The following is a 23,731-nucleotide window of genomic DNA, read 5'->3' as shown; positions in this document are numbered from 1 at the left end:
ACCCCTTTTCTATTTTAAGAAAAATTACTAAATGAATGTACATAGTCTAAGGAAATTATCTGTTCATTCATCATTCTAACCCTCCTTTTTTGACTTGATATTTCATAGACTGCCGTCAATTTTTCCCCATTCTTCTCGATTCCCTTTCGCAGTGCGTGTATCCCACTATCCTTAAGGAATGTTTCAAACTCGTGAAGACGGCTTGCCTTGTTGTCAACAAACGTGATGTTGATTGTTCTTGAAAAATAGACATTAGACAAGAATGTTTCCATTTTTTGAAACAACGACAACACGACCACCATGAGGATAGCTAGTGCTATTCCTAACGTAAACTGTCCAAAACCAACCAACATGCCAACAGCTGCCATGGTCCATATTACCGCAGCCGTAGTAAGTCCTTGAACAGAAAACTTGCCCTGATATATAACCCCGGCACCTAGAAAACCTATACCTGTCACAATATTGGCCGCAATTCTATCATCAGAAAGATTTCCCAAACGAGACCCCATCGTAAAGATTGTTGCACCGAGGCAAATCAAAATGACTGTACGAAACCCTGCCGATTTATTCCGATATTCACGTTCCATGCCCACCACGGAGCCACAAAGAAGAGAAACTAAAATTGTTTGAAAGTTTTCGTTCCAGATTAAATCTTCAATCATATTGTTATAAATAAATCAACTGCATACACAACGTGCAATCTCTGGGAAAGTTATCTATAAACCGATAAAAAAGCAAGAACATTATTGCAGCTTAACCTTCTAAAGTTTACATTTATATCAACTTAGATATCGAATATTATGAACTTAAAAGGAAATCACCCTCAGATAGGATTACTTAGCTATCGCACAATTCATTTTTCCTTGTGGAACAAAACTATCCGGACGATTTTACTTTCTTCAACCTTGCTTTTAGATTCTTGTGCTTCCTACAATAATTCCTCTTTTTCTTCCCAACTGAGGCACAGCAACTGTAACCAACAAAATATATACAGTTATGGTGAGAATGACTTACCTACCCCACTCTATCAATTGCAAATAGATAGTGTGCTCAACTCCAAAATATCAAGAAAGGGTCTTAATATAGCAAATGCTATTGGTATCATAAATCAGTTGACTAAATATGCTAACACCAAAGAAAATAACAACTCTACATCTGTCGAAAAGAAATTAGACAGAGTTAGTCTGAAGTTGGATATCTTTCAGAAAATAAACAATGCGTCTTTGATCGTCTCTGCTGTATCTTCGGAAATGGACTGTGAAGAAGAACGGACCAGTCAAATAGCCAACTTCTTAGAAGGCAAACAAAGTGATCTCGAATCCAAATTGACCATTGGCGCTATTGTCATCGGTGCCAGTGGTGCTATAGCTACCGGTGGTACGATCAGTAATGAAAGGGTAAGTAATAGTATCGGTATAGGTACTGGTATCGCTGAAGCCTCGCTAGGTCTATTGATGTTATTTAACAAACGTAAAATAGATTTCTACCACGAACGAAATGCGCTAAAGGATGTGTGGCTGGGTAGTAATACCTCTGCAAACTTTCCACCATTTATCTGGTACTATCTCAATTATGCCGATCCGAATGTACCGGAAGGCAAATCGGTAAGGCTACAGATAATCGAAAAGTGGAAGAATTTTGGTCAAATTGATGAAGATGACGACAAACAACAGCTCGATAATCTATATTTCGGAAAAGGCGGTAAATATAATGCCGATCAGCTTAATAACCGGGCAGATATGTATGATCAGGTAGAATCCCATATTAATCTATTAAAGCAGGAACTGATGGCGCTATCCCTCGAAATAGAAAAACTATAATAAGTAAAGCACAAAAAGCGTTATTTTTAAATATCTTTTTTCATCAGGCGATCAGTTAAGTATGTTCTCTCTTCTGCATGTATTAAGGTAGCCTAATGTAATATTTTTGTCGAAAAACAACATGAAATATCAATCTTAATCGCTAATTAACATTGATATTGCTAATATTGGATATAATTAAAAACGAAAACTCATGAAACTAGTTAAAACAGCTTTATTTGCTGCGGCGTTGTTCTCCGCGCAATTTACCTTTGCACAGTTTAAACAGACACCTCTGCCATATGGATACAATGCATTTGAAGAATCAATCGATGCAAAAACTATGGAGATTCACTATTCAAAACACGCAGCAGCCTATACAGCCAATTTAAACAAGGCAATAGCAGGAACCGCAACTGAAAAAGAAAGTATCGAAAAACTTTTATCCAAAATATCAGGACAAAGTGCAGCCGTAAGAAATAATGGTGGTGGACACTATAACCATGAGCTGTTCTGGACAATCTTGACACCGGAAAAAAACACAAAACCTTCCGACAAATTAGCAAAAGCAATCACAGAGACTTTCGGCTCGATAGATGCCATGAAAGAAAAAGTAAATGCTGCTGGAGCTGCACGTTTTGGATCAGGTTGGTCATGGTTAGCCGTTGATAAAAACGGTAAGTTATTTGTTAGCTCTACTGCTAACCAAGATAACCCTCTCATGGATGTGGTTGAAGAAAAAGGAACGCCGATTCTTGGATTGGATGTGTGGGAACACGCTTATTATCTAAAATATCAAAACAAACGCGCTGACTATCTAGCGGCAATCTGGAGCATTATCAACTGGAAAGAAGTAAGCAATAGATACGAAAAAGCTTTAAAAAAATAAAACACAAAAAAGAAGGCATCCTAAAGGATGCCTTCTTTTTTTATGGCGTCTTAAGTTCTTTATACAACAAAAATAGATGCGCTGCCGACCAACTGAAGTGCGGTGCTTTTAATCGCTTACCCGTACGCGCTTCGTAATTCTCATGAATAGCCCCTTGCTCCTTCAATCCTTCAAGACGATCGAAAACCTGAGCTGTATAGGAATCGGCCAAATCTGCATAACCATAACGTCTTAAGCCCGAAATAGCAAAATAAACCTGATCTAACCATATCGGCCCGCGCCAATATCCCCTATCCATAAACTTAGCTTCTGAAATTGCCGCTGTGGGAAATGGTATAAACGTGGAGAATTTTGAGGTATCCGTCATGACCTTTACGACCTGCATAACCTGCTCCTTACTCGCTAGTCCTGTCCACAACGGAGCCCAGCCTTCTGGCCCAAAATGTTCGATCCATGACCCACCGAGCTTACGGTCAAAAAAATAACCTCTGCTTTTATCAAAAAAAGGAGAAACCACATCCTGTTGGTTATCGTCAAAAGCACGTCCTAAAAGTGTCGCAAACTTTTTCAAATATTGCTTCTCTAATTGCAGGTAAGCATTTAACTCAACAGATTCTTGATCCATACTCCATGCCCTAGTACTGTTCTGAAGCATCTTTGCATCGTCAAACCGAATAGCATTATCCATACCGCTTTCCCATTTTGCAGCCTCCAGCGTTCCGTCTGTCGCCCCGTACTCACAAAAACCATTATTATCATGATCTCTATAACGGTACCACCACCTGTGATAATGTAATAGTTTATCATACATCTCTGCTACAAAGGTTTTATCTTTATCTACTTCGTATATAGCGTCTACCGCCCAAGCTGCAAGAGGAGGCTTGGAGTCTCTATAATTATTCTCCGTACTATCCGGATAGATACAGTCAGCAACCATACCTGCGCTATCTTGAAAATCAAACATCGCACGCACTTGGTTTTTTGCTAACTGTAAATCCAAATGTGCTAAAGCTGCAGCGTGTTTCCAGGAATCCCAAGCCCATAACCCTACAAAATAGTCTGCCACATGAGAAGGTACAACTCCATCGTGCTTTATCCCTTCGCGTGCGGAACGCCAATTGCTCATCAAGGTCACTACACTTTTAACCATCACACGATGTGCCTCTGAAGATAATTCGTCGCGGAAGTTAGGTTTTAGATAATTCTCCCATCTTGAGGTCTGGGTTTTTATCAATTCTTTACTGTCCTGAATGATAGTCTTGCCCACAGCTGTTGCAGATCGAAGATTAAAGTCTTTGACCGTATGTGTAATAGCTATTACATGTTCGGCTCCTGTCAAATGTGCTTTATATCGTGCACCGCTGACCTCTAACTCCGTACCTTCAGCAAATGACAACATAAGCACCTCTCCACTTTCTTGTTCTGTCCAAAGGTGCATTCCCTCCTGCTTCCAGCTTCCTTTTGAAAGCTCGCCTGAGATCCAGAACGGCCTATCCGATCTGTTCTCGATTAAGAGCAAAGATGCCGAAGCTGAAATACTACGAAGTGTCTGTTCGATTTGTCCATTTGCATAAGTAGAGCGCATCCACAATCGGTCTACATAAGAGATCACGGTATCCCTACCCAGACGCTGTAAGGCTAAATTATCCTTCGGTTCTTCGGAAAGAACCTCTACAATTACAGGACTCCACCAAGTACGGGAAGCCAGATCATAGGGGCCACAGAAACCAGCAACCTCCTTATCCGTAGGTATACCAAATCCTAACCAAGCTCCCATATCGGTATAAAACGGATTCGTCTTTCTTGCCAACGAGAGCGGGTCCTGTCGCATGTCAAACAAATTAGCATAACTATCCATATCAAAAGCAGTTTGAACGGTATCTTGCCGTTTTCCAGAACATGCCACAATCAAAATCAATACGATAATAGTCACTACCAAAGTGAAGTTTTTTTGCATAATTAAATTGTTAAAGGGAACAAAAAAAAGTAACTAAAAAGGGGACTGTAAGATCTACAATAATACCATGTGAGATCGCTATCACGACATAATCCCGGCCACTGTACTGTGTAATTATGGGCAAAGTCGTATCCATACTGGTCGCGCCTGCAGCTGATATAGGTGCTAGCCGTCCAAACCAACGTACTAACAAGGGAGTGGCCAAAAGGGCAAAAACTTCTCGCATAATATTAGACATGAGTGCAATTGTCCCTAGCGCGGCGCCTTTGTATTTTGTAATAAAAATACTCGACAAGGAATAATATCCAAATCCAGAGCCCACCGCCATACTTTCGCTTATAGACCATTGGGGGATGAATGCACCCACTACCGCAGTTCCGACCAATGTACCTACGATGGTCCCCATGGGCACCAAAAGTATTTTCCAATTGGTTTGTCGTAGCGAAAGGAGTAATTCTCTATCATACCCTATACTCAATCCCACTAAAAACATCAAAACATAAAGCACATATTGGCTTATCTCTTCTGGGAAAAAATCATTCGGAATAAAGTTACCAATTCCAGAAAAGACACCTAGGACAAAAAAACCGACGATTATTAAGCTACCTTTCATTTTTCTGGAAAAAGAATTTATAGGTGATCCATGCGCAAAAGATGCTTCCGATCAATGCCCCACTCGTAATCAAGAATGCCTGAAGTCCCAAAGTATTTAGACTCATCAACAGTTGTTTATTCGTCCCTACCTCTCGCCCCAATAAAAAGAGGAGAAAGTAAATGACAACTGAAATCCATTTTCCGGTGCTTTTGAAATAAGGGACTGACCTGACGCCAATCCCTATTCCTACGCCCACCAACATGATGCAGAATACAATCAACATAACTTTTAATTTACCTTATCGTTTGATTTAATTTCTAACAAAGGTATAGGATAAAAATTATGTTTAGTTGGATCAAAGTTGTTTCTACCGATAGCATGTAAAGCTTCTTTCGCTTTTCCCCAACGTCTTAGATCGTAAAATCGTGTGTTTTCCAAAGCAAACTCCAAAATACGTTCATGCTCAATACGGCTCCGAACTTCAGCAGCGTTCATTCCTGTAGGCAGATTCGGCATATCAGCACGCTTGCGCACCTCATTGATCAATGGTACTGCGTCAGCAGGCTTACCCTGCTCGTTCAATGTTTCAGCTAGCAATAAGAGCACATCAGCATAACGCATGAGCGGTAGATTTACTGCCGTTCTTGATTTATTCAAATCTACTAATGTTGCTGGTAGATATTTTCTGAAACTCATGCGACCAGAGCCGTTTTCAAAAACAGCATCATAGGTATATCCGTATACCCGTGGATTATTGGCATCATTAAAATAAGGATCTTCACAGAATAAAGTGTGGTACAAGCGTGAATCGTAGTGTCCCGTTGTAGCTACCCTTCCCTCCTTTTTAAACTCCGCTAACAACATGTTGCTTGGAGTAATCTCGTCCCATCCGCCAAGCTCGCCGGTAGCAATCCACTTATGTATGGCTGTACGGTAACTCGCACCGTTGGCCGTATTATCCGTAAATTGCAGTTCAAAAACAGACTCTTTACTGTTTTTATTCGTGCCATCAAACATCGAGAGAAAGTTCTTTTCCAAACTATAACCAGTTACATTTCGAAATGCCTTTTCCGCTTTGTCCAGCATTTCCGATCGTTGTGAAGTTTCTTCATACGCACGCGTGAGGTAACAATATCCCAGATAAGCGTAGGCTGCTCCTTTGGTTGCCCTCCCGACATTTGCCTCTGTATGCTTGGGAACTAAGCTGCCGACCGCTTCTTCTAGATCCTTGACAATAAAATCCCACACCTCGGTACGTGTTGACAACGCTTTATTTAATTGACTCTCGCTGGTGATATACTCGTCCCGTAAGACAATTTTCTCCCAATTGAGTAGAAGTTTCATGTGATAGTATGCGCGCAGGAATTTAGCTTCTGCTATAATTTGATTTCTATAGGCCACGTCCATATTGATCAACCCGACTTTCTCTATTACCTGATTGGTGAAAGATATCCCCGTATAGTTAATATCCCAATATCTTGAAAACTGACTATTTCCGTTGGTATAGGTAAAATTGTACAATTCGACCCAGGTCTGGTAGTTCATTGCGTCGCTTCCTATAACACAGATATCTTCCCTGTACGCTTCTACGGGAAATTTAATCTCGGAAAATTCCCAGACATCGGTAGAGGACTCTAGTTGCGAATACGCAGAAGCCAATCCGGCTTCTGCATCAGCTGCATTACGCCAAAAATTAGTTGAGGTCAACTGATCAGGAGCTGACAGGTCCAATTTATCACTACAAGACAATGTTGTCGAAGTCAATGCCAGATAGAGAAACATATATTTTAATGTTGTTCTTTTCATCTTTATTATTTCTTTGTTAAGTATGCTTGTATACTACTTTTTAGAATAAAAACTGTAAACCAAACGTGTAGGATTTGGTAAAAGGAAAGATATATCGGTCCACCCCGGTACTCAACACTCCTGGACTTCCGAATTCAGGATCTATACCAGTATACTTGGTCCAGGTAAACAGATTCTGCCCACTTACATAAAACCTTAAATTTTCGGACTTGATGGCTCCCAACACATTTTTTGGCAGCGTATAACCGATTTGAACTTGACGTAAACGAATAAAATCGCCCGATTCTAGGAAACGTGTCGACTCCCTACTGTTACCATTGGGATCTCCTAATACCGCTCTAGGCACATCGGTGTTCCGATTGTTTTCGGTCCATGCATCAAGAGTACTGCTCAGAAAGTTCGATCCCGAACTCATTGCTTCAAAAAAGTAGCGATTACCATTATAAAGCTTATGTCCCCATCCACTACCTAACAAGGCAGACATATCAAATCCTTTATAAGAAGCACCTAGCGTAAGGCCCACCTCCAATTTTGGCAAACCTGTACCGCTATATTGTTTATCATCGTCATTGATGGTACCATTACCATCTGTATCGACAAACCGTATATCGCCTGGTTTGGCATTGGGTTGAAGTAAATCTCCATCAGCATTGACATAGTCATTTACTTCATCCATACTTTGGAAAATACCATTCGCTTGGTATAAATAAAATCCACCTATAGGTGATCCAATCCGTGTTTGATTAGGAAAGTGTTCGGATCCAAACTTCAAACCTTCACCATAGAGCGTCTGATCATTTCCCCCCAGAGAAACGACTTTATTCTTTAAGGTGGCTAGATTAAGACCTAAATTGTAGACAAAAGGATTATTCTGATTCGTATATTTCAATTCCAGTTCAAAACCACTATTACGGATTTTACCCACATTCAAAATGGGATCGACCAAGCCCGACGACGGCGCTATTTTTTTAGTAATCAATAAATCTTCTGTGGTGTTGGAAAAATAGTTGATAGCCCCTTTTATTGTATTGTTAAACAATCCAAAATCTGCACCTATATTTTGAGATACTGTAGTCTCCCAACCTATAACTCTATTCTCCAAGGTTGTAGCAATACTTCCTGGCCAGGGATTTCCACCTCCACGTACATAACCTCTTATCAAACCATTACTGGACGAAATTAACGCCTGATGATCGTAGTATCTCAAGGCAGATTCATTCCCCAGTTTTCCCCAGCTACCGCGCAGCTTCAATTGATTTACCAATCCCCCTTTAGGAAAGAAGTTCTCTTCATCTATTTTCCATCCCAATGCTAAAGAAGGAAAATTACCATACCTATTATCTGGTCCAAACTTAGACGAACCATCTCTCCGCAATGTAAACTGTAACAAGTAACGGTTGGCATAAGCATAATTAACACGACCAAATACAGAGAAACGATTATATTCGAATTTTGATCCAGTCCCTGTATATGTTCCACCTTGTCCCGCATCTATGGTCATAAAATAAGGATCCAAAAATCCCTCAGCAGTCTCTTTGGTGACTAACCCACCATTTTCGACCGAGTACACGATATTCTTGCCCTCTACCCCAATTGCATTCCAGTTGGATTCCTGCAATGTCAATGAAGTACCCAACAAAGCATTGATGCTATGTTTACCAAAATCAGCTTGATAATTCAACAAGTTGTCAATAACCTGCTCTTGCCAATAACTTCTTTCCTCGCTATAGTATGGGTATTCATAAGGATTTTTCTCGTCCGAGGCAAAAGGTGGATTATGATAATAGCTTTGATTATTTATTCCATTGAAAGAATAACTTGTCTTAAACGTAAGCCCTCTCCAGATATCCACATTCACGAAAGCATTTCCTGCAAAGTCTTGCTTCTTGGCCCAACTGGTCTTAAAATGTTCGTCCGCTACCACATTTACGTTATTGGGTATCCCTCCCCAATTGGTTAAGCCAAATCCATCCTTCTCCTTATCGTCATAGATCGATACCAGCGGCGAAATCATATAAGCCTCTTTAAGATTAAAGTTGGGGCCCGCATATTTGGAATTGGTATACGCCATATTACCTTCTATGGTAAATATATTCTTACGCGTACTTAGCTTCATCCGTACATTTTCCTTCTTAAAATTATTGGCAATGACAACACCTTTATCGTTACCAAGATTGGCGGATAAAGAATAGCGGGTATCTTCGAATCCCCCTCGTACTGCCAAACTATGTGCTGTATTCAATCCGGTACGGAACACCGCGTCTTGCCAATCTGTATTTACTGCTCCAGGATTATTGATGTAATCTGGCAAACTCACCGGTGTAGAGGAATATTTATTATTCTCCTCATACATCTGGCGATGTAACTTGACATATCCGTTGGCATCCAGTACCTCCAAACGATTTGCAGTAGAGGTTACATTGGCAAAACTATTAATATCTACCAACACCTTTCCGGACTTACCGGCCTTGGTCGTCACGATAATAACCCCATTGGCCGCCACCGAGCCGTATATAGCTGCTGCCGCTCCATCCTTAAGGATTTCCATACTTTCGATATCGTTGGGATTCACATTGCTGATAGACCCCGGAAAGCCGTCTATAATATACAAAGGCTCATTGCTCCTAAAAGTATTCACCCCTCGAATTTTGACCTGTATACCGGCTCCAGCTATACCACTATTCTTCTGTACATTGACACCTGCAGCCATACCTTGCAATGCCTCAACAGGATTCGAAGTAGCACGTTTTGCCAGATCTTTCGCATCTATTGTAGTGATCGCTCCGGTTACATCCGACTTTTTCAACGTACCATAACCAATAACTACCACCTCTTCCAACTCCTCGTTTGCCGGCACCAGGGTTATGTTCAGATAACCGCCAGGCTGAACCGCTACCTCCTGATCTAAATACCCGATGTAGCTTACCCGTAATCGCTCGTTGGCATGCGCCTCAACAACAAAAGCTCCATTGCGATCGGATACAGTATGCTTTCCACTTTTTAAAGCAGATACCCCTACACCTGATAATGCGTTACCATGTTCATCACGTATCAGACCTTTTGCTTCTCCCTGCTGAAGTTTTACCGCTCTTTTTAATAAGACACGTTTACCTGAAATTTCGTAGGACATGTTGCTACTCCCTAAAGCACTTTTTAAGAGCCCATCTAGGCTATTTGCATTTTCATCGTAGGAAACAAGGGCGTTAACGTCGATATCCGAGTTGCTGAACATAAAAGAATATCCATACTTCTTTTCAACCACTTCAATAAGTGATTTTAGGTTTACAGGCTTTTTGTCTCTACCACTTACTTCTTGAGCGTTAAGGCCAAAAAGTGTCTGGCTGAGGAGCAAAAAGCTCATCAGAATTGGTTTTTTTAGCATAATTTGTTTATTTAAGTGATTACATAATTTGTGTTTTCCTAGTCCCTTTTAACGTTGCCTGATTTTCACCATTTTTCCATCTATACTGTAATCTATCGGCGTAATTACGTTGATTAGCTGTAACATTTCACGTAGACTCTCGGTTTTTACGATGAATGTATATCGTTTGGCCGATTTGCTGACTTCCCAGTCCATCTCTACACCGTACCATCTTTCTAGCTTTTTAACGACAAGATCCAATGATTCGTTTTCAAAAATCAACTCTTCATTTTTCCAGGAACTATATTGTATAGCATTGTTATTCTGGCGGAAAGCATAGGTGCCTTTTTTGTTGTCATACCGGATTAGATCGTTAGGAATTAAATTACGAATCAATCCACCTTTCTTAGTAACGACGTCAACTTTACCCCTCAAAAGCGAAACCTCTGTATGCGGATCCTCGGGATAGGCAGAAACATCAAAAGCTGTGCCTTTGACGACTACATCCAGATTTAAAGTCTGTACCACAAAGGGGATATTTTCATTTTTCTGAACGTCAAAAAAAGCTTCACCTTCCAATGTGATATTTCTTTCGCTCTGATTAAAAGTATTGCTATAAGAAATTTTGGACCCCGCATTAAGCCAAACCGTAGAGCCGTCTGGGAGTAAGACCTCTGACTTCTGTCCAGGATTGGTCTTTACTATTGTTAATTGGCTTTGTAAATGTTGGCGTATGGATGTTCTCTGGAGTAAGGATGTAGATATTCCGCCTATAAGAACAGCAATTACTGCAACGGCCACTGCGCTATACCATAATCGCTTCGGACTAAAGACAAACACTTTGGGTTTAGGCCCTAATCGTTCTAAGATTTGATTCCAGACCTTACTCCTTCTTTCTGTGTTTAATTGAATAGGTCTTTTCTCGAGATATTTCCACTCCGACCTCAGTTGATCCAAATACACAGCATTTTGAGCATCTTCCGACAACCAACTCTCCACACGCTGCATATCCTCTTGGGTACACTTTTTGGACAAGTACTGAGCCAACAGCTCTAAAGATGGTTTGTAATTGCTATTCATCGCATTTGGGTTTACGACTAATAGACACAACCACTAAAGAAAACCCCCAAAAGGATTTTAGTTTTTTTTAAAAAATATTAGATAGCCAATGCTGCGCCCTGTAAAGTCAATAACAATAGTAGAGAACTAGGATCAGAAACCTGGTATTTATGAATGACATGAGAACGGATCTTCTTATACGCTATGGACATTTGATTTTCAATAGTTTTAACGGATAACTGGAGTTCCTCGGCTACTTGCTTATACGATTTTTGAGCATCCTTACAATATTGGTATATTATTCGACACTTCTCAGGCAACGCATCTACAGCTTCATTATAAAAGGCTGTAAATTCCTCCATATTAACGCATTCCTGCGCATAGGCACGATTCATCTCCTCCGTTGCCCATACCTCTTCCCGTATCAGTCTACTATTCTGAGCGCGCAACACATTGAGCATTCGATTTCTCGAAGATTTATAGAGGTAGGTCTTAATATGAAATATGCTGAGCGAAGTACGGTCTTCCCATAATTTGACGAAGATATCTTGAAGGCAATCCTCAATTAGCCCGGTATCTCTTGTATAATATCCCAAAAAACGGCACAAATCATCGAAGTAGAGTTGAAAAACTTCTTCTACCAACTCTTCATTAAGAAAAAATTCCTTCAGAATGGTTTGCTTGTTCATAATTTGGCTTTGAACGAAGCTATAAAAAAATTATGAAATAACAAATTTCTATTCGAGCAACTAACCCACCAATCGCTCAATCGTCTGTTCCAGATCGACTAAGTCAAAGGGCTTAGGTAGGTAGGCTTCAGCTCCCGCTCTATCTGCCAACGATTCTATATCACTATTGGCAGAACAATACACCACAGGAATGTGTTTGAATTTAGCATTCTTTTTCAAGAGTTGAGTTGCTTCAATGCCTCCTATATCCGGAATCCAATTGTCCATAATTATCACATCTGGCATTGCCACCTCTACTCTTTCAATAATATCATGTGATGTCTCGGAAATCTCAACCGTATAGCCAGAGGCTTCTAAGACAATAGAAAAAATACTCAATATCGTCTTATCATCGTCAAAAATCATGATTTTCTTACTCATAAATAGATGAATCTTTTAAAATTTCAATCACTCAAATTATTAATATAAGCAGCCATATCTGCAGGAATCAACACATCATTGACCTGCAACTGCTGCAAAGCCTGTCTAGGCATAAAATCAACCTCTGCAGTACTGGGGTCCTGTACACATATCACACCACCGTATTGCGTAATATAAGACAACCCTTCAACCCCATCACTATTTGCCCCCGACAATAACATAGCTACAGCATCGGCTCCAAATACCTGTGCTGCCGAATAAAAAGAAACATCGATAGATGGTCTAGAGAAATTAACCTTTTCCGAAACATCCAAGGACATCGATCCATCACTTTCAAACAACAAATGGTAATCTGCAGGAGCTAAATATACTTTACCTTTTTCCAGAATCATTTTATCAGTCACTTCTAGCACAGGCAAGGTGCTATAGGCATTCAATAGCATGCTTAAGGTACTTTCTGGATGAGCTTTTCGATGTAACACAATAACAATGCTCAGCAAAGAATGAGGATCAAGACGAGGTAAAATCTCCAGCAGGACGTGTATACTTCCTGCTGATCCTCCAATTAATACTACCTTTGATCTACCTGACATATATTTCAGTGCTTTCTCCAAATTTTCTCTTCACTAACTTGTCTATACCGCCCCTCTATGCTCGAAAAGCGTAATGTTTCTTTCGTACCCAATGCCAGATAACCCAAATTTTGAAGACTTTCGTCAAAAACTCTGAACACACGTTCCTGTAAGTCCTTATCAAAATAAATCAGTACATTACGACATAATATCAATTGAAATTCATTAAAAGAAGTATCTGAGACTAGGTTGTGGGTAGAGAATATCATTCTTTCACTCAATGAAGAATCAAATTTCGCAAAATCATAACCAGCGACATAATACTGGGAAAAATCATTCTTTCCTCCAGAAAGGATATAATTTTCTGAATATAATTTCATCTGATTCAGTGGAAATATTCCTTTAGCAGCCTTTTCTAGTACAGTAGGATTAATATCCGTAGCATACATCAATGATTTATGATACAAATTTGCTTCTTTAAGTAATATTGCAATAGAGTATGCTTCTTCTCCGGTAGAGCATCCAGCTACCCAGATGCGAATCAATGGATAAGTACCAAGTCTAGGCATCACCTCATTCCGGAGCATTTTATAAAAACTCGGATCCCTAAACATTTCGGTCACATTTACCGTGATTTCTTCAATAAACCGTTGTAGGTACGAACTGTCATTAACAACCCGATACCTTAATTCAGCAAAGCTCGAAAAACGATCAACAAGGCAAATTCTATTCAACCGTCTCTTGAGAGAAGCCCGGCTATACTGTGTAAAATCATAGCCATATATTGTCGCTACATCATTAAGCAACAAATTGATTTCTTCATCTTTCAAGATATCCGGTTCTAACATCACATCCACTTTTTTATAACATCCAGCAAAACATCGACCTGTATCGGCTTCGAAACATAATCATTCGCTCCCGACGCGATGCATTTCTCCCGGTCACCACTCATCGCTTGGGCCGTCACAGCTATCATTGGAATTTTAGGGTATTTAGTAGAATTTCTAACCGTACTTATCGCCTCATATCCATCCATATCAGGCATCATCATATCCATCAAGACCAATCCGAGTTGATTATTCTCCGCTATTATTTGTAGTGCTTCTCTGGCACCTTGACATGATATCACTTTATATCCTTTAGCTTTCAATGTCAGCTCTAAAGCAAAAATATTACGCACATCATCGTCAACTATCAATATCAGGTTTTTGATTTCCATCTCCAATAAATCATACTTTAGATTCATACAACCATACACGCAATAAGGACAGCAACTGATCCTTATCTACGGGTTTCGAAATATAGTCCGAAGCCCCTGCTTGAATACATTTTTCCCGATCTCCGATCATCGCCTTAGCCGTAACCGCTATTATTGGTAACCGGGCAAATGCAGGCATGTCTCTGATTTCCCTTATCGTTTCATAGCCATCCATTTCAGGCATCATCATATCCATTAACACGACAGCAATATTCGGATTTTGCTTTATCACATCCAATGCTTCTTTACCATTCGTGGCAGACAGAACTTCCATCTGATACGGCTCTAATGTTTTGGTCAGTGAAAAAATATTACGAACATCATCGTCGGCAACCAATACGGTCTTGCCGACTAATACCTCACTCAAAGAACCTAATTTATTGGTTCGTTTCTTTTCTATATGTCCATTATTCTCTTCAACCAAATGTAAAAATAACCCTACCTCATCTAGAATACGCTGGAACGAGTGGGCTGTTTTTACAACGATAGAATCTGCAAACTGTTTGATTTTTAACTCTTCAATCTGCGACAGTTGTTTACCGGTAAATACAATAATGGGCAAATTCTCTAAACCCTGGTTAGCCTTAATTGCTTCCAGCGTTTGATAGCCGATCTTATCAGGAATACCCATATCCAATATCACACAATTTACATCTTCTGACAGTAGAGCATCTACAGTCTCCGATACATTCTCCTTAATCTCCGATTGAATATTGAAATTGCTCAAAAAATACGATAAGGCGGTAGCATGTTTTGCATTTTCCTCTACAATAAGCACCTTTTTCGGATTCCGGGTTAGCGCATCCTCGATTCGTTCGAAAATTCTCCCAATCTCCTCAATAGCGATAGGCTTATTGATAAAATCTATAGCTCCTTTCATCAAGCTCTCCCGCTTCATCTTGAGCGAAGACATCATATGGACAGGAATATGCCTTGTTTTAGAGTTATTTTTCAAATCATCCATAACCTGCCAACCGTCTTTCATCGGTAACTGAATATCCAACAAGATCGCCAACGGTTGATACTTTTCGGCTATTTCCAATACAAGATCTCCTCTGACCAATACAATCCCCTTATATTTTTGTTGTCTTGTATATTTCAACAATGCCTTTGCAAAATTTGTATCGTCTTCAACAATCAGAATTAATTTATCCCCATCTTGGATATTACCGCGATCGTCAGCGACATCATCAGGAATCTCTATTGTACGATACGAGAAAGAATCGATAGTGTTAGAATCTTCAATTGTGGATATAGGCAGTTGATTCTGCGCCATTTCCAATTGTGCAGGTTCGATTTCCACGGTCTTGCTTTTATCCTGAGGGATTGATATTGTAAAAGTACTCCCTTCGTTCAGATTACTTGTCAAGGCTATTTCTCCTCCAAGTAGACGCATGATCTCTCTACTTATAGAAAGACCAAGCCCGGTTCCGCCAAATTTTCTTCGGGTCGAACCGTCAGCCTGTTGAAAAGCTTCAAAAATCAATTTTTGATTTTCTGGACTAATGCCAATACCCGTATCCTTTACAGCAAATTGAATAAAATTAGCGTTGGTAGAGCATAAGCTCACATGAAGCGAAACGCCACCTTCAATCGTAAACTTAATCGCATTGGACAATAAGTTTCGAAGCACTTGTTCCAGCCTAAGTTTATCCGTCTCAATAATATCAGGAATCGCATCATCTATATGGATAGAGAAACCGATGCCCTTCTCCTTTACTAGGGGATGAAACAGGCTTTCTAATTCCTTACAAAGTGCCGAAATACTCACCTGTTGGTATTCGAGATTCATTTTCCCTGCTTCGATCTTAGAAAGATCCAAAATCTCATCAATCAGGGTTAACAATCCTGTACCCGAACTCTGAATGACATTAGCCGACTCCACCTGTTCATCTGTCAGATTTTCTTCAACATTTTCTGACAACAAGCGCGAAAGCAATAAGATAGAATTTAACGGCGTACGTAGTTCATGAGACATATTCGCCAAAAACTCCGATTTATATTTTGTAGTCAGAGCCAACTCCTCCGCCTTTTTTTGAATTTCTTCATTCCTTGCAGCGATAAGCTCATTCTTTTCTTCCAACAACTTCGATCGCTCTTCAAGCTCCTGATTACTCTGCAAAAGTTCTTCTTGCTGCACACGCAGTTCTTCTTCAGAAGCCTGCAGTTTTTGTGCTTGAGCTTCCAGTTCAGTGTTTAGATTTTCCAGTTCACTATGTTGTGTTTGCAATTCTTCCGACTGGGCTTGCGTCTCTTCTAATAGATTTTGTACCTTATTTCTTCCTTGCGCAGCCAATAACTCCAATGCAATAATCCTCCCGGCCTCTTCAAAAAAAGAAATAGTTAACGCAGCAAATTTATCCAATGCCCCCAATTCAAACACACCATAACATTTCCCTTCCAGCATAAGCGGTAACCATAGGATATTCTTTAGTTTCAATTGACCATTCGTAAAACTTACGGTAAACTCTGAACTGTCAATATGCTCCAGCAATTTAATTCGCTTATCTAAGAATACCTGACCTACAATCCCTTCGCCAAAGCTTAATTTTTCACGCATCTGTCCCTCTAGGCCATAATAACTTCGCAAGATCAACTGATTCTTATCCAATAGATATAATGCCCCATTAATACAGGCTCCGTAGTTGATCAAATGAGCTAAGGCATCTTCTGCAATCACTCGTTCATTTTTATTCCCTACAAGAACTTCATTCAGTAATGCCAATCCCGTTTGTTTCCACTCATTGTCGTGTATTTTTCCAAATGCATTCTCCAAAGAAAGAGTCATCCCATTAAGCGAGTTCGATAAACTTCCTAGTTCATCTTTTTCGTTATCAGCAACTCGCACAGAATAGTCTCCAGCAGAAACTTTCTTAGCAATCTGCTCGATCATTCTCACCCTAGTTCTCATTTCTTCGTCCTTCTCTTTTAGTATATTCTGCAGTTTTTCACGCCTTCTGAATTCACCGCGGATCTGCATATAAAACACAATAGTGATCAATAAAGAGAAAATAGCTGCTATCACAATAAATAACGAAGTAATATTAGAAGAACTGTCCAGTTCTGCATTTTGCTTCTTAAGGACAACATCCTCAACAGCTAAAAATCGATCTATCAGATTCCGGCAACTGTCCATATAGACCTTACCTTCTTCCAATTGTTCCGATTCTATGCTTACCCCCGTCCTCTTTTGTTTTTCCCATTTGCCTAGAATAGACATCCTTGTATCTACCAACGATGAAAGGCTATCCAAGCGCAACCCTTGATTCGAGTCTTTGGATAGTAATGATCTCGCATCGCGAAAGGATTGAGATAACGAGACTTTGCTCTCCAAGTAGGGTTCTAAAAAAGATTCTTTATTGGTGAGATAAAAACCCCTCTGTCCAGTTTCTGCATTCTGAAGATCAATAAGAATATGATTTACAGATTGAATCAATTGTTGGGTAGTTACTAATTGATTTCGGTTATCAATCTGCTTTTTAATACTGATATAGGAAGCTGTAGAACTTGCAATAAGAACAAGCAGTGATATTCCGAAACCTATCTGTAATTTTCTGATAATTTGTTTGGGCATCCGTCCTTAATTTAATGGTATACTAAAATAAAAAGTCGTTCCTTCTCCACTTTCGCTATTGACACCGTAAGTACCTTTATGCTGTCTCACTATTTCTGCACAGATATATAATCCTATGCCCAGTCCTTGAAACTTAACAGAAGATTCTTCAACGCGATAAAATTTTGAAAAAACATAGTCCTGCTTCTCTTTGGGGATACCTATTCCAAAATCCTGCACCGCAATATATGCATGCGAGTCACGTCGCTCTGTCTTGACCAATACCTTTTCAGCCCCTGGAGAATACTTTATCGCATTCGTCAAAAAATTGATCAGTACTTGCTCAATCCGAATAGCATCGGCATTCACCTCATCTACAAACGGTTCTCCCTTACGCTCGATGCGCACATCTACATGTTGATGGGTATGTGATATGGTATCGATTGCATTAACGATCAAAGATTCTAAATCGAAGGGCTTACAGTTGACCTTTAGTTTTCCGTTTTCTATCTTAGAAATATCCAGTAAATCAGCAATAAGACTTTCCAACTTAATTATCTGATCTTGGGCGCGATGGATGTAAGTAGAAACTTTTTCATCCCCAGAAGAGACAATCATCCTTTCCAAAAGCTGTATATACGCTTTGATGCTGGTCAGTGGTGTTTTCAGTTCATGACTAGCAATACTTAAAAATTCATCCTTCTTATTCTCGATCTGTTTTTGATCTTCGATATCGGTAAATGTACCAACCCAGCTATTTCTTTCCCCCCCTTCTTTAACAGGTATGATTCGAAGCAAGTGGAAACGATATGCCTTTGTATCGACGTTTCGGATACGTACTTCGGCTTCAAAGGGCTCTCCTGATTTTATATTTTCTTTATAGAAGGTATCTATAGAAGTATCACCGTCGTGAATTTCTGGAAAATCTATCGCAGTTTTTGCATACTTAAACCAATTTTCATTGACAAAGGTAATCTCTCCTAAAGAATCTGCTGTAAATGCGATCTGTGGAATAGCTTCCAGTACAGTATGAAAGAAGTCTACTTTAACTTTAAGCTCTTCCTGCACTTTCTTTCTGCTCTCGACCTCCAATTGTAATTTACGTTTTACCTCATTCAAGGCTAAAGTCTGCTCGTACAATCGGTAAAAAGTTTTTACCTTGAGCATCAGGATATCAGGATCGACAGGTTTAGTGATATAATCAATACCCCCAGAAGCATATCCTTTGGTTATGAATTTCTTATCTGTATTGACTGCGGATAAAAAAATAATAGGGATCTCTTTTGTTTTACTATACCCGGCCAATATCTCTGCGACTTCAAATCCATCCATCCCGGGCATCTGAACATCCAGGATGATCAATGCATAATCCATCTTCAAGACCTTTTTCAGTGCTTCCTCGCCAGAAAGCGCAGTATCCACCTCAAAACTCTTCGATTCCAATAAGCTCCTAAGCGAAAAAATATTCTCGGGCTTATCATCCACAATCAAAATCATAGATAAACAATTAGTTGTTCTATTTCAATTAAAGGCCATTGTATGCTGCATGCAAGAGAAGCCTCTACCAAAATAATAAAAAAAAGAAAAAGAATCGAACCTAGCACTTATAAAACTTGGTTGATAATAAAAGATTGATTGTTAAACGCTACTTTATCTCCTACCGTTTTACCTAGAAACAATTTACCGATCGGAGACTTTGGAGAAATAACGTATACATTTGGATATGTTGGGAGACGGCCTATGCTTACTGCTATGAAGTACCAACCGCTGTTATTAACCTCGACTAAGCTACCAATAGACAAAATCGATGAAGTCTGATAGCTATGCTTAATTCGTTCAAGACTCTGTAAATCTTCATTAGCTAAGCTTAGTTGTTGCTGAAATCGACTTAAGTCTTGCTGAATCATTTCTCTACTAGTCTCATACTTGTCTCCTGCACTACTTTTCGTATCTTCCGACAGGGAGTTATTAGCAGAATCTATAGCCACAGTAATCTCCTTGATTCTACCCTGTACATATTCAAAACATGCCTCCAGTATATCTTCTCTATTCATATATAATTATCATTGATGATCCGCCAGCTGGCAGATCCTGATTTATTCCGTAGAGCTCGTAAGCTCGATTGTGTTCATTTGTATTTGGCAGTTATTGCGACATGGCTATCTCATCGTATGTCACTGCTATTATAAACAATGAACGCCCGATTAATACGGGCGTTCACAAAATCATTGTATCTGGAAGTCTAGTTTTTCAAAGCTTCTTTTACGTTTTTAGCTTTTCTCTCCGCTTCATTTGCTGTTTCCTTAACAGCATTTTCCGCTTTTTCACCAGCATTTTTCAATTTTTCTCCAGCTTTATCAGCAGTGTTTTCTATTGCAGCTCCTGTTTTCTTGGCTGCATCTTTTGTAGCATCTACAGCACCACTCACTCCTGATTCTACCTTATCGCCAGCTTCTTTCAGCGCCTCTTTAGTCTTATTCCAAGCAGCCTCAGCGTCCGCAAGTGTCTTACGTGCAGTCTCTTCAGCTTGCTTATCGCCTTTTGCAATGGCAGCATCTAAATCTGCCTTGGCTTTATTATAATCAGCCTCCGCTTTTGTCGCTGCATCTGAGGAGACCTGGTCCATCTTGTCCAAAGAGTGATCCAATTGTTCACCTGCCGTAACCTCACCGTCCGCATTCTTGTCCTTAGAAGGAGAATTGTTGCACGATGCAAATGTTATTGCTCCGGCTACTACTGCTAATAATGCAATTTTTTTCATTAGATATAGTTTTTTAAATGGCGATGGATCTATTAGCGGTACTAACATATTTTTAAAATACAATACGACCAATGATCCATACAAATGAGTTTAGTTAACCCTACTAAATACTCAATTTGTGTGCCAAACCAAAACTCTCCCGATTTCCCCCTTATCAAAAAATAGGACCGTCGCTGATTGTACCGCGAAAGCTCTTGAATCAAAAGGAACTAGCTTTTGGGATAAATTGTACCTTTAGCCGCCTCTAATGTATTCTTTAACAAACCGACGATCGTCATCAACCCTACTCCTCCTGGTACCGGCGTAATCCATGAAGACTTTGGTGCTACATTATCGAAATCGACATCGCCATAAAGCTTAAAGCCAGATTTCGTTTCGGTAGAATTTTCTCTGTTGATCCCTACATCAATTACTATTGCTCCTTCCTTCACCATATCAGCCGTTACAAAATTCTTTTTGCCAATAGCCGCTACAATGATATCTCCGCGCAAAACCTCTGTTTTAAGATCTTTTGTGCGACTGTGCGTTAAGGTAACCGTACAATTTCCAGGATTACTATTTCTAGCCAACAAGATGCTCATTGGTGAACCCACGATGTTACTTCTTCCTACAACAACAGCATGTTTTCCTGCAGTATCAATACCATAATGTGCAAGCATCAACATAATACCATAAGGTGTTGCAGGAATGAAACAAGGTAAATTACGCTGCATACGACCTAAATTAATCGGATGAAAACCATCCACATCTTTTCTATAGTCAATAGCCTCCGTGACCTTATCCGGATCAATGTGAGCAGGTAACGGCAGCTGTACAATCAAACCATCAATAGTAGGATCTGCATTTATTTCTTGAATTTTAGAAATCAATTCCGCTTCAGAAACACCTACATCATAACGGATATTAGTTGACTCAAAACCTACCAATTCACAGTTTCTCATTTTACTGGCTACATAGGTTTCGCTTCCACCATCATTTCCAACTAAGATAGCAACAAGATGAGGCTTTCTGCCTGCAACAGCAGTAAAAGCTGCAGCTTCAACTTTTATATCTTCTTTAATCTTTGCAGATACTTCTTTACCGTCTAGTATTTTCATAGTATTTAGTATTAAGTAGTTAGTATTAAGTATTTAGAAAGAATCTCCTACAATAACACACTTAATCTTCGTTCTTTTGTATTTATCACTAAGTTATTAATCCAATTTCAATACCGCCATAAACGCCGATTGTGGAATTTCAACATTTCCTACCTGACGCATACGTTTTTTACCTTTTTTCTGTTTCTCTAACAACTTACGTTTACGGGAGATATCACCTCCATAACATTTTGCTGTTACGTCTTTACGTAAAGCTGATATCGTCTCCCTAGCGATGATTTTTGCTCCAATAGAAGCTTGGATCCGGATTTCAAACTGTTGTCTAGGCAATAATTCTTTTAATTTCTCACAGATTTTTTTACCAAAATCATAAGCATTACTTCTGTGAATCAACGAGGATAAAGCATCGACAGGTTCGTCATTAAGACGTATATCCAACTTAACCAAGTCTGAAGTACGGTAACCGATCTGGTGGTAATCGAATGAAGCATAGCCTTTTGAAATTGTCTTCAATTTATCGTAAAAATCGAATACGATCTCTCCCATAGGCATTTCGAAAACCAATTCTACACGATCTGATGTCAAATAAGATTGGTTCATTATCGTACCTCTCTTTTGTATACATAGTGACATTACAGGTCCCACAAACTCTGCCTTCGTGATGATGTTAGCTTTGATATAAGGCTCTTCTATAGAGTCCAATTTGCTCGGATCAGGTAAATCTGATGGATTGTGTACTACAACCTCCTCTTTATCTTTACTCAAGAATGCGCGGTATGACACGTTTGGAACAGTAGTGATCACTGTCATATCAAACTCTCTTTCTAAGCGCTCTTGAATAATCTCCATATGGAGCATACCTAAGAAACCACAACGGAAACCAAATCCTAAAGCAGCAGAAGACTCTGGTTCAAACACCAACGACGCATCATTCAACTGCAACCTATGCATAGATTCGCGCAACTCTTCATAATCCTCGGTGTCTACAGGGTAAATACCTGCGAAGACCATTGGCTTCACTTCTTCAAACCCTTGAATTGCACTCTGACATGGACGGTCTTTATGGGTGATTGTATCCCCCACCTTTACTTCGCGGGCTTCTTTAATACCAGAGACGATATAACCTACATCACCAGTCTTAATCACATCTTTAGCAACTTGGTTCAATTTCAGGGTACCTACCTCATCTGCATAGTACTCTTTACCAGTAGCAACAAATTTAACTTTATCTCCTTTTCTAATTTCACCATTCTCAACTTTAAAGTAGGCCATAATACCTCTGAAGGAGTTAAAAACAGAATCAAAAATCAGGGCTTGCAAAGGTCCATCAGGATCTCCCACTGGCGCAGGAACCCGTTCGACGATTGCCCGCAATATATCCGGTATTCCCAGACCTGTTTTTCCTGACGCAGGGATAATATCTTCTCTTTTACCTCCGATAAGATCAATAATCTGATCTTTAACCTCTTCCGGCATGGCACCAGGCAAGTCCATTTTGTTCAATACAGGAATAATCTCCAGATCATGCTCCATAGCGAGATACAGATTGGAAATAGTTTGTGCCTGTATTCCTTGAGATGCATCTACAATTAATAAAGCACCTTCACACGCAGCGATGGATCGAGATACTTCATACGAAAAGTCTACGTGTCCCGGAGTATCGATGAGGTTAAATATGTACTGCTGTCCATCTTGAACATAGTCCATCTGAATAGCATGGCTCTTGATTGTAATCCCTCTCTCCCTTTCCAAATCCATATTATCCAACAGCTGGGCTTGCGCCTCCCGTTGTGAAATTGTATTTGTAAATTCCAATAATCTATCTGCCAAGGTACTCTTGCCGTGGTCGATATGTGCTATTATACAAAAATTGCGTATATGCTTCATATAGGTTTTATGCCTTCTTTTTATAAAC

Annotated in this window: 20 protein-coding genes; 2 read left to right on the top strand and 18 right to left on the bottom strand. The window is 39.7% G+C overall.

Annotated elements, in window-relative coordinates; genetic code table 11:
- Positions 1–14 precede the first annotated feature (14 nt).
- Positions 15–662, bottom strand: a complete 648-nt coding sequence (locus tag B5X76_RS14775) for an MgtC/SapB family protein (RefSeq protein ID WP_079644188.1) — start codon at positions 660–662, stop codon at positions 15–17.
- Between the two features lie 138 nt (positions 663–800).
- Here B5X76_RS14775 and B5X76_RS14770 point away from each other — a divergent pair, with 138 nt between their 5' ends.
- Positions 801–1,820: a hypothetical protein gene (locus B5X76_RS14770; protein WP_079644186.1), complete on the top strand. Its 1,020-nt coding sequence runs from the start codon at positions 801–803 to the stop codon at positions 1,818–1,820.
- 193 nt (positions 1,821–2,013) lie between these two features.
- Positions 2,014–2,688: a superoxide dismutase gene (locus B5X76_RS14765; RefSeq protein ID WP_079644185.1), complete on the top strand. Its 675-nt coding sequence runs from the start codon at positions 2,014–2,016 to the stop codon at positions 2,686–2,688.
- A 40-nt stretch (positions 2,689–2,728) separates the two neighbouring features.
- On the opposite strand, the gene B5X76_RS14760 is transcribed toward B5X76_RS14765, so the two are convergent.
- The 17 genes from B5X76_RS14760 to lepA all read right to left on the bottom strand — a co-directional run bounded on the left by B5X76_RS14760 (position 2,729) and on the right by lepA (position 23,703).
- Positions 2,729–4,645, bottom strand: coding sequence for an MGH1-like glycoside hydrolase domain-containing protein (locus B5X76_RS14760; protein ID WP_079644183.1), 1,917 nt, complete (start codon positions 4,643–4,645; stop codon positions 2,729–2,731).
- A gap of 10 nt (positions 4,646–4,655) precedes the next feature.
- On the bottom strand, positions 4,656–5,258 hold the full coding sequence (locus B5X76_RS14755) for a LysO family transporter (RefSeq protein WP_079644181.1): 603 nt from the start codon (positions 5,256–5,258) through the stop codon (positions 4,656–4,658).
- On the bottom strand, positions 5,248–5,523 hold the full coding sequence (locus B5X76_RS14750) for a LysO family transporter (RefSeq protein ID WP_079644180.1): 276 nt from the start codon (positions 5,521–5,523) through the stop codon (positions 5,248–5,250). The genes B5X76_RS14755 and B5X76_RS14750 overlap by 11 nt, the downstream gene beginning before the upstream one ends.
- Positions 5,524–5,528: 5 nt before the next feature.
- Positions 5,529–7,046 (bottom strand): RagB/SusD family nutrient uptake outer membrane protein, encoded by a 1,518-nt coding sequence (locus B5X76_RS14745; protein WP_079644178.1) that lies wholly within the window; start codon positions 7,044–7,046, stop codon positions 5,529–5,531.
- A 40-nt stretch (positions 7,047–7,086) separates the two neighbouring features.
- Entirely contained in the window at positions 7,087–10,428 is a 3,342-nt protein-coding gene (locus B5X76_RS14740; RefSeq protein ID WP_079644176.1) for a SusC/RagA family TonB-linked outer membrane protein, read from the bottom strand.
- 48 nt (positions 10,429–10,476) lie between these two features.
- The gene (locus B5X76_RS14735) at positions 10,477–11,487 is read right to left on the bottom strand and encodes a FecR family protein (protein ID WP_079644174.1); all 1,011 of its coding nucleotides are present in this window, start codon (positions 11,485–11,487) and stop codon (positions 10,477–10,479) included.
- A 77-nt stretch (positions 11,488–11,564) separates the two neighbouring features.
- Positions 11,565–12,155 (bottom strand): sigma-70 family RNA polymerase sigma factor, encoded by a 591-nt coding sequence (locus B5X76_RS14730; RefSeq protein ID WP_079644173.1) that lies wholly within the window; start codon positions 12,153–12,155, stop codon positions 11,565–11,567.
- A 60-nt stretch (positions 12,156–12,215) separates the two neighbouring features.
- Positions 12,216–12,575: a response regulator gene (locus tag B5X76_RS14725; RefSeq protein ID WP_079644171.1), complete on the bottom strand. Its 360-nt coding sequence runs from the start codon at positions 12,573–12,575 to the stop codon at positions 12,216–12,218.
- A gap of 23 nt (positions 12,576–12,598) precedes the next feature.
- Positions 12,599–13,168 carry a chemotaxis protein CheB gene (locus B5X76_RS14720; protein WP_079644169.1) on the bottom strand — a complete coding sequence of 190 codons (570 nt, stop codon included), beginning with the start codon at positions 13,166–13,168 and terminating at the stop codon, positions 12,599–12,601.
- Between the two features lie 5 nt (positions 13,169–13,173).
- Positions 13,174–13,995 carry a CheR family methyltransferase gene (locus B5X76_RS14715; RefSeq protein ID WP_079644167.1) on the bottom strand — a complete coding sequence of 274 codons (822 nt, stop codon included), beginning with the start codon at positions 13,993–13,995 and terminating at the stop codon, positions 13,174–13,176.
- Entirely contained in the window at positions 13,995–14,393 is a 399-nt protein-coding gene (locus B5X76_RS14710) for a response regulator (RefSeq protein WP_245801057.1), read from the bottom strand. Before B5X76_RS14710 ends, B5X76_RS14715 begins: the two co-directional genes overlap by 1 nt.
- Positions 14,377–17,979, bottom strand: a complete 3,603-nt coding sequence (locus tag B5X76_RS14705) for a response regulator (protein WP_079644165.1) — start codon at positions 17,977–17,979, stop codon at positions 14,377–14,379. The genes B5X76_RS14710 and B5X76_RS14705 overlap by 17 nt, the downstream gene beginning before the upstream one ends.
- 6 nt (positions 17,980–17,985) lie before the next feature.
- On the bottom strand, positions 17,986–19,455 hold the full coding sequence (locus B5X76_RS14700) for a hybrid sensor histidine kinase/response regulator (protein ID WP_079644163.1): 1,470 nt from the start codon (positions 19,453–19,455) through the stop codon (positions 17,986–17,988).
- A 107-nt stretch (positions 19,456–19,562) separates the two neighbouring features.
- Complete coding sequence (locus tag B5X76_RS14695) at positions 19,563–20,012, bottom strand: hypothetical protein (RefSeq protein WP_079644161.1); 450 nt, start codon at positions 20,010–20,012, stop codon at positions 19,563–19,565.
- 188 nt (positions 20,013–20,200) lie between these two features.
- Complete coding sequence (locus B5X76_RS14690) at positions 20,201–20,719, bottom strand: hypothetical protein (RefSeq protein ID WP_139375332.1); 519 nt, start codon at positions 20,717–20,719, stop codon at positions 20,201–20,203.
- Positions 20,720–20,928: 209 nt separating this feature from the next.
- A complete protein-coding gene (locus tag B5X76_RS14685) occupies positions 20,929–21,816 on the bottom strand; it encodes a bifunctional 5,10-methylenetetrahydrofolate dehydrogenase/5,10-methenyltetrahydrofolate cyclohydrolase (RefSeq protein WP_079644157.1) in 888 nt (295 codons plus the stop codon).
- A gap of 96 nt (positions 21,817–21,912) precedes the next feature.
- Complete coding sequence (lepA, locus tag B5X76_RS14680; protein WP_079644155.1) at positions 21,913–23,703, bottom strand: translation elongation factor 4; 1,791 nt, start codon at positions 23,701–23,703, stop codon at positions 21,913–21,915.
- Positions 23,704–23,731: the final 28 nt, after the last annotated feature.

This window comes from Sphingobacterium nematocida (assembly GCF_900168125.1).
Taxonomy (GTDB): Bacteria; Bacteroidota; Bacteroidia; order Sphingobacteriales; family Sphingobacteriaceae; genus Sphingobacterium; species Sphingobacterium nematocida.
Note: the sequence above shows the minus strand (reverse complement) of the source record. Positions and strands in the feature narration are given on the sequence as shown.